Origin of the sequence: uncultured Amnibacterium sp. (genome assembly GCF_964244015.1) — a bacterium.
Lineage (GTDB): Bacteria > Actinomycetota > Actinomycetes > Actinomycetales > Microbacteriaceae > Amnibacterium.
In genome coordinates, this window is sequence record NZ_CAXTHO010000079.1 from 1 (window position 1) to 13969 (window position 13969).

Annotated in this window: 11 protein-coding genes; 5 read left to right on the top strand and 6 right to left on the bottom strand. The window is 72.3% G+C overall.

Annotation, left to right across the window (positions count from 1 at the left end):
- Positions 1 to 50: 50 nt before the first annotated feature.
- A complete protein-coding gene (locus ACFE67_RS09955; protein ID WP_375406719.1) occupies positions 51 to 539 on the bottom strand; it encodes an acyltransferase in 489 nt (162 codons plus the stop codon).
- A 28-nt stretch (positions 540 to 567) separates the two neighbouring features.
- Here ACFE67_RS09955 and ACFE67_RS09960 point away from each other — a divergent pair, with 28 nt between their 5' ends.
- Positions 568 to 1782 (top strand): glycosyltransferase, encoded by a 1215-nt coding sequence (locus ACFE67_RS09960; protein WP_375406720.1) that lies wholly within the window; start codon positions 568 to 570, stop codon positions 1780 to 1782.
- Here ACFE67_RS09960 and ACFE67_RS09965 read toward each other — a convergent pair.
- Genes ACFE67_RS09965 through ACFE67_RS09975 form a run of 3 tightly spaced genes read right to left on the bottom strand, consistent with a single transcriptional unit; the run spans position 1767 to position 5136 of the window.
- Positions 1767 to 2942: a glycosyltransferase gene (locus tag ACFE67_RS09965; protein WP_375406721.1), complete on the bottom strand. Its 1176-nt coding sequence runs from the start codon at positions 2940 to 2942 to the stop codon at positions 1767 to 1769. The genes ACFE67_RS09960 and ACFE67_RS09965 overlap by 16 nt on opposite strands.
- A complete protein-coding gene (locus tag ACFE67_RS09970) occupies positions 2939 to 3658 on the bottom strand; it encodes an acyltransferase (RefSeq protein ID WP_375406722.1) in 720 nt (239 codons plus the stop codon). Before ACFE67_RS09970 ends, ACFE67_RS09965 begins: the two co-directional genes overlap by 4 nt.
- Entirely contained in the window at positions 3655 to 5136 is a 1482-nt protein-coding gene (locus ACFE67_RS09975; protein WP_375406723.1) for a hypothetical protein, read from the bottom strand. The genes ACFE67_RS09970 and ACFE67_RS09975 overlap by 4 nt, the downstream gene beginning before the upstream one ends.
- A 419-nt stretch (positions 5137 to 5555) precedes the next feature.
- On the opposite strand from ACFE67_RS09975, the gene ACFE67_RS09980 reads away from it, so the two are divergent.
- Positions 5556 to 7112 (top strand): right-handed parallel beta-helix repeat-containing protein, encoded by a 1557-nt coding sequence (locus tag ACFE67_RS09980; RefSeq protein ID WP_375406724.1) that lies wholly within the window; start codon positions 5556 to 5558, stop codon positions 7110 to 7112.
- 228 nt (positions 7113 to 7340) lie between these two features.
- Positions 7341 to 9218 carry a DUF4012 domain-containing protein gene (locus ACFE67_RS09985; RefSeq protein ID WP_375406725.1) on the top strand — a complete coding sequence of 626 codons (1878 nt, stop codon included), beginning with the start codon at positions 7341 to 7343 and terminating at the stop codon, positions 9216 to 9218.
- A 12-nt stretch (positions 9219 to 9230) separates the two neighbouring features.
- Here the strand turns inward: ACFE67_RS09985 and ACFE67_RS09990 are convergent, their stop codons facing one another.
- Together ACFE67_RS09990 and ACFE67_RS09995 are read right to left on the bottom strand one after the other, a co-directional pair.
- Complete coding sequence (locus ACFE67_RS09990) at positions 9231 to 10367, bottom strand: glycosyltransferase (RefSeq protein WP_375406726.1); 1137 nt, start codon at positions 10365 to 10367, stop codon at positions 9231 to 9233.
- Positions 10368 to 10526: 159 nt separating this feature from the next.
- Positions 10527 to 11846 carry an O-antigen ligase family protein gene (locus tag ACFE67_RS09995; RefSeq protein WP_375406727.1) on the bottom strand — a complete coding sequence of 440 codons (1320 nt, stop codon included), beginning with the start codon at positions 11844 to 11846 and terminating at the stop codon, positions 10527 to 10529.
- 109 nt (positions 11847 to 11955) lie between these two features.
- Here ACFE67_RS09995 and manA point away from each other — a divergent pair, with 109 nt between their 5' ends.
- Positions 11956 to 13287, top strand: a complete 1332-nt coding sequence (manA, locus tag ACFE67_RS10000) for a mannose-6-phosphate isomerase, class I (RefSeq protein WP_375406728.1) — start codon at positions 11956 to 11958, stop codon at positions 13285 to 13287.
- A 10-nt stretch (positions 13288 to 13297) separates the two neighbouring features.
- Complete coding sequence (locus tag ACFE67_RS10005) at positions 13298 to 13924, top strand: hypothetical protein (RefSeq protein ID WP_375406729.1); 627 nt, start codon at positions 13298 to 13300, stop codon at positions 13922 to 13924.
- The last annotated feature ends 45 nt before the right edge of the window (positions 13925 to 13969 follow it).

Sequence of the window (13969 nt, forward strand, 5' to 3'; positions counted from 1 at the left end):
GAGCAGCGCCGCGCGGTCGTGCACGGGGATGACGACGGCCGGAGCGCCCATCAGGAGGTGAGGCTCCGGACGACGACGGCGGGCGCGCCGACCGCGAGCACCCCGGCGGGCAGCTCGCCTCGCACGAACGAGTTCGCGCCGACGGTGGTACCGGCGCCGATCACGGCGCCCTTCGACAGCACTGCGCCGGCGCAGATCCAGGCGTCCGCGCCGATCTCGATCCGGTCCACGCAGAACAGGTCCCGGTTGCCGACGGGGCCATGGTCCTCGGAGTGGATCGACACCCGCTCCCCGATCAGCACCCGCGGGCCGATGGTGACGTCCGTGTACGCGACCACCGTCACATGCGGACCGACGTAGGCGCCGGCGCCGATCGTCAGCGCCCCGTCACGGACGATGACGCGGGCGCCGCGGTTCAGCACCGCGCCCGCTTCCAGCACGAGCAGCGCGCCCGGCGCGACCTGGATCAGCTCGGGGCGCAGCGCGATCGCGCCCGGCCCGAATCGGACACGCCCCCGCGTGGCGATGGTGATGAGCATCCGGTACCACAGACTCTGTAGACGAATCATGCGCAACTCCACCCCCGCCCCGCCCCGCACGCCCGCTGCCGACGCCGGCAATCGTAGGCGCGCGCGCCCCGCTCCCGACGGACCTGCGCCGCTCGTCGACTGCGTGGTCCGCTCCGACGCCGCACGGAAGTCCGGCGGCGACACGGTGCAGGTGCGGGAGTACACGGCGCACCTCGCAGCGTGGGGCTTCGACGTGCGCGAGGTCCCGTTCCACCCCGCGATGCGCCTGCGGCCGGGCGCCGTCGTGCACGTCTTCAACATCGACCGCCCGTTCGAGTTCCTGCTCGCCTGCCGCGCTGCGGCCGGCCATCGCGTCGTCGTCAGTCCCATCCATCACGAGATCGGCCGGGTCCGGGCGATGCGCGCCGCCGACCGCGGTCGAGGACTCGTCAGCGTCAGCGCGCAGGTGCTGCCGGAGGCGCTGCGCGAATGGCTCGCGACCGCCTACCGAGCGGTCCGCGGCTCCACCGGCGCCGCCGGCATCGCCGCGTCCGCGCTGACCGCGGCCCGGCCGCTGCCGGCCGTGCCGACCGTCTGGCGCCGCACCGGGCGGCAGCTCGACCGGGTCGCCGCCGTGGCGCTGCTCGCGGAGGGGGAGGGGCGCGACCTCCGCCGCCTGACCGGCTGGCGGGCCGACAACGACCTCGTCGTGCCGAACGGCCGCCCGGAGGACCTCGACCTGGCGCTGCGCAGGCCGTGGGCCGACAGGCCGCCCGGGTCGATCGTGGTCGTCGGGCGGATCGAGCCCCGGAAGCGGCAGCTCGAGCTCGCCCGGGCCGCCGTGGCGGTCGGGGTCCCCGTGCGATTCGTGGGGCCTTTCGCCGACGAGACGAACGCCTACGCCTCGGCCTTCACCGATCTCGTCGCGGCGAACGCGATCCTCAGCCACGACGGCGCGAAGGATCGCTCCGAGGTGCTCGCGCTGCTCGGTTCGAGCCGGGTGCTCGTCAACGCGTCCTGGGTCGAGGTGCAGAGCCTCGTCGACCTGGAGGCGGCGACCATGGGCTGCGCGGTCGTCACCACCCGCACCGGCCACTCGCGGGAGTGGCTGGGCGATGCCGTCACCGCCGAGGACGGCGACGACCTGGGCGCGCTGCTGCGCCGCGCGGCGGCGCTCGCCGCGGCAAGCGCGCCGGTTCCCGCTGCGTCGAGGTACGACCGCACCTGGGAGCAGGCGGCGGAGCAGCTCGCCGAGGTCTACCTCGACGCCTGAGCGCGATCCAGTTCCCGGTCGACGAACCGGACCAGCGGGCGTGCGGTGTGCTCCCACGTCGACGTGAGGCAGTAGGAGCGGATCCGCTGCTCGACCGCATGCCGCTCCGCCGGTGACTTCAGCAGTCGCACGATCGCGCCGGCCATGTCGTCCTCGGCCTCGAACGCGCCGTCCGGCAGCTCCGCCGTGCGCTCGCGCGCGAGGAACGCCGGCCCCACCACGATCCGGCCGTGGGTCAGCGCGCCGACCAGCTTGAGCTGGCTGCCGCCGCCCGATCGCGCCGGCGCGAGCACGAGCGCAGCCCCCGCGTAGACCGCCGAGAGGTCGTCGACGAAGCCCTCGACGCTCGTCCCCTCCGGTGGGTCCTCGACCAGGTCCGCACCCCCGATGCCGATGATCCGCAGGCGAGCATCGGGCACCTGCTCGCGGACTCGGGGCCAGTCGTCGCGGAGGAAGCGGCGCATGCCGTGCCGGTTCGGGCCGTACCACCAGCTGCCGATCGCGGCGATCGTGGTGCCCGCCGAGGGGACCGGCGCCGCCTCGGGCGCGCCGACGCCGTTGACGACGAGCAGCTTCGGGTTCGTGGTGCGCAGGGCCTTGGCGTCACCGAGCGCGAGGGTGACGACGGCGTCCGCCCGTCGGACGACCCGTCGCTGCCAGAGCACCGCCTTCGCCGCCTCGAGCGCGTTGTAGGCGCGGCGCTTGACCGATCCGTCGAGGGTCATCGCCAGGAAGCGGCGGCTCTCGATGTTCGCGAACTCCACGACGTGGGAGGCGTCCGGCAGCACGCGGCCGATGCCGGCGGATGCCAGGATCGCGTCCGCCCAGAAGACGACGGGGGCTCCGGTCGCCTCGAGCCGGGGGAGCAGCGGCTCGAGCGCCCGCCACATCGAGGCCCCCTCGGTTGCGGCGGGTACCCCGGCGAGGCGCAGATCGAGCGGGGCGCGCACGTACGTGATGACGTCTGCGGTGATGACGTCGTCGGCGACGGTCGCCACGGGAGCCGGGACGGTTCCCGGCCACGGCTCCGGCTCGACCACGGTCACCCGGTAGTGCGCGGCGAGCACCTCGGCGATCCGTGCGGTCCGCACGCCTGCACCGTGGTCGTCGTCGGCGAGCCGCCGGGAGGTGATGAGCAGCACGTCGCAGGTGGGCGTCACCGCGCCTGCCCGGCGTCGGTCCGCGTCTGCACGGGTTTCGCCGGCACCCCGACGAGCGTCGTGCCGGCGGGGAAGCTGCGGGTGACGACGGCCCCCGCGCCGACGATGCAGCGTGCCCCCAGCTCCACGCCGTCGAGCACCGTCGCACCGTGCCCGAGCCAGCAGCCGTCGCCGATCCGGATCCCGCGGCGGACGACGTCGTGGGCGCTCGCGCCCTCCTCCGTCACCTCGTGGTTCTCGGCGATCAGGGTCACGTTGGCGCCGAGCTGGCAGTCGCTCCCGATCCGGATCGGCCCGCCGACGCCAATCGTGGCGCGCGGGCCGATGTAGGTCCGGGGGCCGATCCACAGCCCCTCGCCGGGGTTCGAGGGGTGCGAGGAGCACTGGATCCAGCCCTGCTCGCGCACCGTCACCCCATCGCCGAGGTGGACACCGTGCTTCGACAGCGCGGTGATGCGGAGCCCCGCGCCGAGCTGCACCCCGCGGCCGACGTGCAGCATGCGGCCGTACTCGATCACGACGCCGCGACCGACGAAGAGCGGCAGCCGCGCGGAGCGGAGCAGCGGCAGCCGCGTCAGGCCCCGCAGTGCGGGCAGGAGCCCGCGGCGGGCGTACCAGCCGAGGAGCGCGGGCACCGGCACCGCCGCTGCGGCATCGGACTGCGGGCGCACCGTCGAGAGCAGGCGGGAGACGATGCCGCGCGCTCCCGCGCTCACGCCCGCACCGCGTCGTCGTGCGCAGCGACGTCCTGGTCTGCGGCCCTGCGGGCGCGCGCTGCCGCGCCTCCGGCCGTCGCCATCGCGAGCAGCAGCCAGTACAGGACCATCGGCCGCTCGGCGTAGACGATGTCGATGAACAGCGCGCCGATCAGCAGCGAGATCGTCACGCACACCATCCAGAACGGCGAGCGACGCAGCCACATGACGATGAGCGCGAGCCAGGCGAGCACCCCGAGGATGCCGCCGTCGGCGAAGAAACGGAGGTACGAGCCGTCGACGCTCGGGCCGACGAACGACGGGCCGAGCCCGAAGACCACCTCGCTCGGGTCGTCGACCGTGTCGAGGATCAGATGCCAGCGGAAGAACCGCACGAGATTGCTCGGCTCCGAGCCGGACGACACGGCGCTGCCGGCGTTCACGAAGTCGTTGATGTGCGCGTACGCGATGTCGGCGTACTGGGCCGACGTCTGCGGCGGGGCCACCGAGGCGGCGAGGCCGGCGGCCACGTCCCAGCTGCCGAGCACCGAGGTGCTGGCGAAACGGCTGCTGACCGACTCGGCGGGGGGCGCGGGCAGGTCCGAGGTCGGCGCGGACGTGGCGCTCGCAGTCGGGGTGGGTGTCGGCGTTTCGGACACGGCCGCCTCGCTGGGCTCCGCCACCGGCGCCGGACCGGCGGTGTTCTGGCCGAGGCTGAAATCCGGTCCTCGGATGAGGCCGAGGGTGAAGGCCAGCACGAGACCCGCTGTCCCGACCGCGATCACCGACACCGCGACCCGCGCTCGAGAGCGCGTGTACGGCAGGAACGCCTCCCGCACACCCTGCCGCCGGATCGCCCGGACCTGTCGCACGAGCCAGGCGACCGTGAGGATCGCGAGCGCCACGGCGGCCGCGAGGATGGAGATGCGCGAGATCGACGCGGCGAGCGCGATCACCGACACCGAGGCGAGCACCCATCGCCCGCGGGCGACCCAGTACACGACGAGGGCGGCGCTGATCGCGCCGAGCTCGTAGGGGCCGACGGTCAAGCCTGCTGCACGGGTGTAGGCGGCGTGCGAGAAGCCGATCGGGATCGCGAAGTAGTACTGCACGACGGCGAAGGCCGCCTGCAGCACCGTCGTCGTGGCGAGCACGACCTCGAGCCGTCGGGTCCAGAGCGCCGTCGCCGACCGGAGCAGCAGCAGCGCTGCCGGGAACGCGACCCAGTACTCGACGGGACGGACGGCGTACAGCACCGCCGTCACCGGATCGAGCGTGCCGCGACCGGCGGCGACCAGGGCCGAGAGCACACCGGTCGCCGCGACGGCGAGCACCGCGAAGGTCATCGCGCTCGGGCGGGTGATCGGGCGCACGTGCAGCAGGCAGAGCAGCGCCATGGCGGCGAGAAGGAGGTCCTCGACCCGCAGGCCGGCGACCGGCAGGTCGAGGCGCGGGCCCACCAGCAGCCACAGCAGCAGCGCTGCGAGCACCCAGCGCACAGGTCGCGTCGGTGCCGTCGGCAGCAGGGCCCGGGCGCGGACCGCGGTCGGGGGATCAGCCAGGGTGGTGATGACGCGCTCCTCGCGGCAGGTGGCGCCGCGGGTGTGTTCGGCGCTGGAAGGACCTGAGCGACGCTAACCCCGAACGGGGGACATCTCGGGACGCCGCGACGGCGCGCCCGGATGCGGATGCGTCCTCCGCGCGACCGCAGATCGCGGAAGCGCGACCCTCGTACTGGGGGGAGGATCGGGCGCCACGACGTGCGGCGGCCGCGGAGCATTGGGTGAACAATCACCGCCGCGCCGAACCCGGTACCCGGCAGGCGCGGGGCCGGATGCCATCGTGCCGATGCACGGCCACCCGATCGGCGGCCGCTGCGACCGACATCCGCGGAACATCCGACCGAAGGGCCGCTTGCATGCGACTGCCTCTCCGCCATCCGTCCACCTCCCGCTTCCGTCTCGCGCTGGGCTCGGCGATCGCAGCAGGACTGCTCGTCAGCGTCGGCGCCGCGCCGCTGAGCGCCTCCGCGGCGCCGGCCGCCACCCACTACGTCAACTGCGCGGCGAAGACGAACGGCGACGGCTCCTCCGAGGCGAAGGCCTGGAACTCGATCTCGTCGGTCACGAAACACGGCGGCTTCACCGCGGGCGACAAGATCCTGTTCAAACGCGGCACCACCTGCAAGGGGCAGTTGGCACCGACCGGCTCCGGCACCGCGACGGCGCGGAACGTGATCGGCGCGTACGGCACCGGTGCTCGGCCGACGATCGCGGGCGGCGGCACGGCGAACAACACCGGCGCCGTGCAGATCATCAACCAGCAGTACTGGACGGTGCAGGACCTGCACATCACGAACGCAACGAAGTCGGCGAACCCCACGACCTATCGCTCGGGCCTGCTGTTCTTCAACAGCGGCGTCGGCCGGCTCGCCGGCCTCACGGCGCAGCGCCTGTGGATCGAGAACGTGCGCAGCAACCCGGGCAACGGGAACACCCGCGCCTACGGCGGGATCTCCGCCCTCACCTTCGGCACCATGAAGTCCGGGTTCGACTCCCTGCGCATCCTGAACAACACGGTCAGGAACGTGTCGCGGACGGGCATCATCTCGTCGAACGCGCAGTACCCGAAGGCGTACGACAAGGACACCCGCATCGCCGGGAACACGGTCAGTCACGCCCGCGGCGACGGCATCGTCCTGATCGGCGCGCAGCACGGACGGATCGACGACAACGTCGTCGCGAACGTCGGCGACCTCGGCAGCTGCGCGCACTGCGGGCGGTACGGCGGCCCGTCGACGGCGAGCGCCGGCATCTGGCCGTCGTCCGCGCGCTACATCACGATCGACCACAACGAGGTCTACGGCACCCGCAAGGCCGGCGGCGACGGCGAGGCGTTCGACATCGACCGCTCTTCCCGCGACGTGACGATCCAGTACAACTACGCGCACGACAACCAGGGCGGCGGTGTGCTGCTGACCGGAGCGCGCGACTCGACGATCCGCTTCAACATCCTCGAGAACAACGGCCAGGGTGCGCTGACGTTCTACGGGAAGGCACCGTCGACGAACACGAGCTTCTACAACAACACCGTCTACCTCTCGAAGGCATCGAAGGCCAAGGTCGTCCGCACGTTCGGCGCGATCAAGGGCTCGAAGGTGTCGTTCAAGAACAACCTCGTCTACAGCTACGGCGCCGGCCAGTACCAGTGGCCGACCAAGAAGGTGACGACGGCCGCGAACACGCTGCTCGGTCCCCTCGGCGTCGGGCGCCCGCGTGACGCCAAGACGAGTTTCGTGAACCCCGGGCTGAAGGCACCGGGTACCGGGAAGACCGGTTTCAAGTCGCTGAAGGGCTACAAGCCGAAGCACCCGTCGAGCTTCAAGCGGGGCGTCGCCATCCCGAAGAGCGTGAAGGTCGACATCTTCGGCAAGAAGATCAACCCCGCCAAGCCGCCGCGCGGCGCGGCCGGCTGAGCCGCCGCCGCAGCAGCGGTGCACCATCGGGCCCCCGTCATCACGACCGTGATGGCGGGGGCCTGATTGCAGCGCCCGACGCGTTCCGCTCGGCGACCACCTCCTGATGACGAGGTGAACGCGGGTGCGGGGCTTCGCGCGGCTCCGCGGGTCGTCCGCCGTCGGCGCCCGACCCTCGAATAGGGTCCATCCCGCTCGACCGAAGGACTGGAAGGACGCGGCTGCATCGTGCCCAAGCCCCGCAAGAAGATTCGGACGCCCGCGCAGCGGGTGCGCCGCCGCGTCACCGTCGCCGGTGTCGTCGCGCTCCTGCTCGGTGTCGTCGCCGTGGTCCTGCTGACCGTCTACGTCGGCAACCGCGCGCTCGTCGCGAAGGACGCGCTGCAGGCGGCGCAGGGGCAGCTGACCTCCTTCAAGTCGGCGCTCGGCCAGCCGAACGCACCGAGCACGACCATGCTCTACCGAAGCCTGCAGAAGAACACGTCGCGGGCGGCGGAGCAGGTGGACGACCCGGTGTGGTCGCTGTACGAGCGCATCCCGGTGGTGGGCCCGAATCTGAAGGCGTTTCGCCAGACCTCCACGCTCGTGAACACCCTCGTGCACGACGGCGTCGGCCCCATCGCCGAGGCCGCCGACGGCATCAGCGTGGACAGTCTCAAGCCGCAGAACGGGGCGATCAATATCGCGCCGCTGAAGAAGCTGACGCCGGCGATGGGCGACATCGACGACGCGATCACGGCGGCGGACAGGAGCGCCGGCGCGATCGACACGAAGGACGTCGTGCCGCAGCTGAAGCAGCCGATCGCGCAGGTGCAGTCGATGCTCGGCGAGGCCGCCCCGGTCACCCACGAGCTGCGCAAGATCATGCCGGTGCTCTATCCGGCCCTCGGCGGGGAGGGGTCCCGGCACTACCTGCTCATCTTCCAGAACAACGCGGAGGAGCGCGCGAGCGGCGGCAACCCGGCGTCCATGGCGATGCTCGTCGTGAAGGACGGCAAGATCTCGCTGGGCAAGCAGGGCAGCTCCAGCAACTTCCCGAAGTACTCCACTCCGCCCTACACGCCGAAGGGCACCGGCAACGGGGACTGGCCGAAGATCTACACCGACTACGCGTCGACCTACGTCACGAACATCACGATGACGCCCGACTTCCCCTCCACCGCGAAGATGGCGCGGGCGATGTGGCGCGATCAGATCGGCGGCAAGGTCGACGGCGTCATCTCCTTCGACCCGGTGGCGCTGTCCTACCTGATGCGCGCGACCGGTCCGGTGAAGCTCCAGGACGGCACCGAGATCACCGCCGACAACGCGGTGCAGTTCCTGCTCTCCGACGTCTACGCGAAGAACACCAACCCGGCGGTGCAGGATGCGATCTTCGCCTCCGCCGCGCAGGCGATCTTCTCCGCGGTCACCAACGGCCAGGGCAGTCCGACGGCGTACCTCGACCAGCTGCAGCCGATGATGACGGAGCAGCGGCTGAAGATGTGGAGCGTCCGCGACGACGAGGAGACGCTGCTCATGGACTCGCCGCTCGGGAACATGCTGCCCGAGGACAACACCGAGAAGACGGTGCTCGGCGTCTACAACAACGACGACGCGACCTCGAAGATGAGCTACTACATGGACGAGCAGGTGAAGGTCGTCGCCGACACCTGCACGGCCACGCCGAAGTACACCGTGTCAGCGAAGGTCATCAACACCCTCCCGTCGGCGAAGGCCTACTCGCTGCCCGAGTACGTCAAGGCGCACCAGCCGCGCATCGTCCCCGGCGGCGACCGCCAGTGGGTCCAGGTCTACGGCCCCGTCGGCGCGAAGCTCAAGGCCGTGTACATCGACGGCAAGAAGGTCGTCTGGGGCACGAACTTCAGCTACAAGGTCAACACCAACTACGCCGCGACCGGGGAGGCGGACCGCCGCCCGGCCGTCAAGGGCACGATGTACGACCGCCCCGTCGGCGTCGTCAGCCTGAACCTGGGCCCTGCCTCCTCGAAGACGGTCAAGGCCGTGTTCACCGGCGGCACGGCCAACAGCAAGACCGTCGAGGTGAGCCACACCCCGAAGGTGCGCGAGGTGCCGGTGACGATCGACGCGGCGAAGTGCGGCTGATGCGGGCGAGCGTCAGCGGGGACGCAGGTCAGCAGTGAGGTCCGGGTACACCACGGCCGGATCCACCCGGCTTCCTGTGCTCATCCCGCGGGTGCTCCAGCCGCGGGAGAGCTTCGCGGCCAGCGCCGCGGAGGCCTCCGCGGCCGCGTCCCAGTCGTGGCGGGTCCGGGCGCGCTCCTGCATCAGCTCGCCGATGTCGCGGAAGCGGAACGGGTAGCGCTCGACCTGCTCGATCTCGTACGCCATGCCGGCGGGCGATGAGAAGTAGGAGCCGGCGGTGCCGGCGACCTCGCGGGTGAAGACGGTGTCCCAGGCGACGATCGGGGTTCCTGCGCCCATCGCCTGCAGCAGCGTCGTCGGCGTCGCGCCGAGCGGGTCGCCGTGCACCGAGCTGACCGCGTGCGCGGCGAGCTGCTCGATCGTCCGGGTGTCGGTGATCGCGCCGAGGCGGATGATGCGCGCGTCCCGTGCGGCCACGGTCAGGACCGACTCGGCGAGCCGGGAGGAGCGGTGCGGCTGGGCGACCACCAGCGGGAGCACCGCGGCGGAGCGGTGGTATCCCTCCAGCGCCACCTCGAGGTGCTCCTCGGTCGCGGAGCCGGTGAGCAGATGGAAGGCGCCGGGGACGAGACCGAGCGCCTCGATCGCGTCGGAGGGAACGTGCCGCAGCACGGTCGTGCCGGGCCGGATGACGTCCGCCGGCACGGCGAACTCGTCGTCGTAGTAGTCGGCCATGCCCTGACCGCTCGTGATGAGCGCGTCCGCGTCCCGGACGGCCAGGCGCTCGGCGGTGCGCAGTGCGCGGCGGCCCCAGCGGCTGCGGCCCTCGCGCTTCCACTCCAGCCCGCCGACGTGCAGGGCGACCGCGGCACCGCGGCCTCGCAGCAGCGGGACGAGCGGCGCGTGCTCGATCCCGAAGGCGAGCACGACGTCCTGGCGGCGGCCCGCGGCGATGCGCGTGGCGGCGAGGGCGCTGCCCGAGACGGAGCCCGGCCGGACGCTGCTGACCGTGTGGCCGAGCGCGACGAGTCGCGGGCCGAGCTCGGCGTCGAGCCCGTCGTGGTCGGCGGTGCGGGAGCCGAGCATCGTGATGCGCAGCGGCGGCGCGCTGAAGCGGTGGCGGGGCGGTGCGGACTGCAGCGAGGTCATGGGGTCCTCGGGGACGGATGCGCCGGCGACGCCGGTCGCGGCGAGCGACGGCGTGGTGGAGCGCGGGGGTGTGCACGCCGGCGCGAACCGGGCTGTGACGGGTGGGGGTGAACGGTCTCGACGGGTTCCGGTGGGTGCCGGATCGAGATCGGCCCGAGCCTACGGCGTGGTACCCGCGACCGCCGTCCCCTGTTGCAGGGGCACCGGGTGCCCCGGTTTCCTGCGCGGCACGGGCGGGAGGGACAGCGGCAGCGCCACGGACAGCGCCACGAGCAGCGCCCAGTTCCCCTCGATCAGCAGCCGGCTCTCGGCCATCGCCTGGGTGAGCAGCGCCGCGAGCAGCAGCAGCGGCAGCACCGCGAGCGGGCGAGCCGTCACCGCGAGGCGCAGCGCTCGGTACACGACGGAACCGACGACCGCCACGAGCGCGATCAGGCCGGGGATGCCGAGCTGCATCTGGATGTCGAGGTAGGCGTTGTGCGCCTGGAGGTACTGCACGCCGTCGCGGATGACGAACTGCTTGTACGGGTCGATCCAGGGTGCCCAGTAGCTGATCCAGCCCCAGCCGAGGATCGGCTTCTGCTTCACCAGCGTGCCCACGAGGCGCCAGATCTCGAGCCGCCCGGTGAAGTCGTCGCCCTTGCCGAGCAGCCGGAGGAACGGCTCGGCGAGCCGGGAGGACCCCAGCGCGACCAGCGCGACGAACAGGAGCGAGCCGCCCAGCACCACGCCGCGACCGCGCCGACCGAACGTCCGAAGGCCCCAGATGAGCAGCGCGCCGGCCACGACGACGCCTCCGGCGATCACGACCGTCGCGGACCGCGTCAGCACGATCACCAGCAGATCGAGCGCGAGCGCGGGCAGCAGGAGGCGGCGCCGCACGAACCGCGCCTGCGCGAGGCAGGCGGTGACGAGGGCGGCGAGCAGGGCCTGGAAGCAGAGGAGGTTCGCGTTCGCGGTGAAGCCCTGGATCCGGCCGCCGTGGAACAGCAGCCCGTTGCTCCAGTAGTAGGCACCGGGCACGTTCGCGCTGTAATTCGTCCAGAGCGGCAGGATCCGCCCGCCGGGGGACAGCGCCACCCCGACCTCGAAGAGCAGCGAGATCACCATGTCGGCCTGCAGCATGATCGCGAACAGGGCGGCGAGCCGGACCGGTGGCAGGGCGAGGCAGATGCCGACCGCGATCGTCGCGGTCGCGGTCTGGATGAAGCAGCCGACCAGCGTCAGGACCGGGTAGTGGGACCAGGCGAGCGAGGCGACGCAGACCGCCATGAACGCGAGGATCGGCACCGCACGCCGGGACAGCAGGAGCGCTTTCGCGCGCTGCCGCTCGTGGACGATCAGCACGATCGCGCCCGCGAGCAGCAGGAGCGAGACCGCGCCGAACCCCCACCAGCTGAGCAGGTCGCGCATGCCGTCGCCGTTCCAGAGCGAGAACAGGGCGACGATCACGTACCCGTCTCTCGCCCAGCGCCGCACGGCTCCGACCCTACGAGATGCACCCGCGCAGGGCGTCGGGCGGGAACGCCCGTGGGCGAGTCGTGACGTCGTGCGGACGCCCCGCAGGGCGCCACGGTAGGAATAGGGCATGTTCGTCGGGATCACCAACACGCCACGCGACTACGCCTGGGGGTCGCGCACGGCGATCGCCGATCTTCTCGGGCACCCGGCCTCGGGCGGGCCGGAGGCGGAGCTGTGGCTCGGCGCGCACCCGGGGCATCCCAGCACGGTCACGACCGCGACGCCCGCGCTGGCCGGCGAGCGCCTCGACGCGGTCATCGCCGGCGACGCCCCGCGGTTCGTCGGTGCGGGGCGGACCCGGCTCCCGTTCCTCATGAAGGTGCTCGCCGCCGACGCCCCCCTCTCGCTGCAGGTGCACCCGGACCCCGAGCAGGCGAAGGCGGGTTTCGCGAAGGAGAACGAGGAGGGCGTCCCGCTCGACGCCGAGGCCCGCAACTACAAGGACGACTCCGCGAAGCCGGAGCTGATCCTCGCGCTCTCCGCCACGTTCGAGGCGCTCGCGGGGTTCCAGCACGTCAGCACCGCCAGGATGCTGCTGGCCGAGCTGATCACCAGCACGAGCGGCGAGGACCGCGACGTCGTCTCCCGGTTCGGGGAGGAGCTCTCCGCGGGGAATCCGGGCGAGGTCGCCTCGACGGGCAGCAGCGCGCACGTGATCCGGGACGGGATGCCCGCGGACGAGGACACCCACCCCGCCCACTCCGGCGAGGGCAATGCGCTCGCCGCGATCGTCGAGCGCCTCCTCCGTGGCGGCGACGACGTCGACCGGCTCGTCGCCGCGATCGTCGAGGCGGCTCCGAAGGTCAGCGCGAACTCGAGCTTCTCCCGCGAGTTCCAAACCGTCGGCGAGCTCGCGGAGGCGTACCCGGGCGACCCGGGCATCGTCATCAGCCTGCTGATGAACCGCGTCTCCCTCCAGCAGGGGCAGGCGCTTGCGCTGGAGGCGGGCACGATGCACGCCTACCTCTCCGGCCTCGGCATCGAGGTCATGTCCGCGAGCGACAACGTGCTGCGCGGCGGCCTGACCCCGAAGCACGTCGACGTCGACGAGCTGCTCGCCGTCGCCACGTTCGAGGCGGAGTCCGTGCCGCTCGTCACCCCCGATTCGCCGGTGCCGGGCATCACCGTCTGGCGACCGCAGGGTGACGAGTTCGTCCTCGCCCAGGTCGCGCTCGGGGATGCTGCGGCGATCCACGGCTACACCCTCGCCGGGCCGGAGACCACGAGCTTCGCGCTGACGGGCCCGGCGATCGTCCTCGTCCTGACGGGCGGGCTGAGCATCTCGGGATCGAGCGACGCCATCGCGCTGGCGCGTGGCGACGCCGCCTACGTCACGCCCGACGAGGGCGTGCTGACCTTCGCCGGCTCGGGGATCGCCTACATCACGACCACGCCCTGACGCGGGGGCGATGCGCGCGATGCCCTCGGTCCTGGTCGTCTGCACGGCGAACGTCTGCCGATCACCGCTCGCCGCGCGAACGCTCGCTCGCGCGCTCGAGGGATCGGCACTCGGCGCGGTCGAGGTGACGAGCGCCGGCACGCGTGCGCTGGAGGGGCAGGCGATGTGCGCCGTCTCCGCGGAGGAGCTCGACCCGGGCGACGCGGCCGAGCACCGGGCCCGGCAGCTGACCGGCGACCTGGTCCGCGAGGCCGACCTCGTGCTGACGATGGAGCGCGAGCAGCGGTCCGACGCCGTGCGGTCGGCCCCGGGCTCGCAGGCGAAGGTCTTCACGCTCCGGGAGGCGGCGGCGCTGCTGAGCGTCCTCGCCGAGCGGGACGTCCCGGCGCCCACCGACCTCGCGGCGCTCGCCAAGGCACTCCACTCCGTCCGCGGACTCGCGCCACTCGTCCCGACCGAGCCCGTCAAGAAGCACTGGTGGAGCCGGCCGGAGGAGCCGGAGGACCCGATGACGATCGTCGACGGCCATGGGCGCTCCCTCGAGGAGCACACCGCAGCCGCCGCGCAGGTCCACGAGACCGCGGACCGCGTCGCCGCCGCGATCATCGCGCTGACAACCCGCCCGCCCGCCTCCTGACCCTGCGCTGAGCGAGACAACGCAGCGCACCCACGCCGCCCGCCC

Coding starts and splice junctions, on each gene's coding strand:
- ACFE67_RS09955 (WP_375406719.1), bottom strand. CDS start 539: ATGCTCATCACCATCGCCACGCGGGGGCGTGTCCGATTCGGGCCGGGC.
- ACFE67_RS09960 (WP_375406720.1), top strand. CDS start 568: ATGCGCAACTCCACCCCCGCCCCGCCCCGCACGCCCGCTGCCGACGCC.
- ACFE67_RS09980 (WP_375406724.1), top strand. CDS start 5,556: ATGCGACTGCCTCTCCGCCATCCGTCCACCTCCCGCTTCCGTCTCGCG.
- ACFE67_RS09990 (WP_375406726.1), bottom strand. CDS start 10,367: ATGACCTCGCTGCAGTCCGCACCGCCCCGCCACCGCTTCAGCGCGCCG.
- manA (WP_375406728.1), top strand. CDS start 11,956: ATGTTCGTCGGGATCACCAACACGCCACGCGACTACGCCTGGGGGTCG.
- ACFE67_RS10005 (WP_375406729.1), top strand. CDS start 13,298: ATGCGCGCGATGCCCTCGGTCCTGGTCGTCTGCACGGCGAACGTCTGC.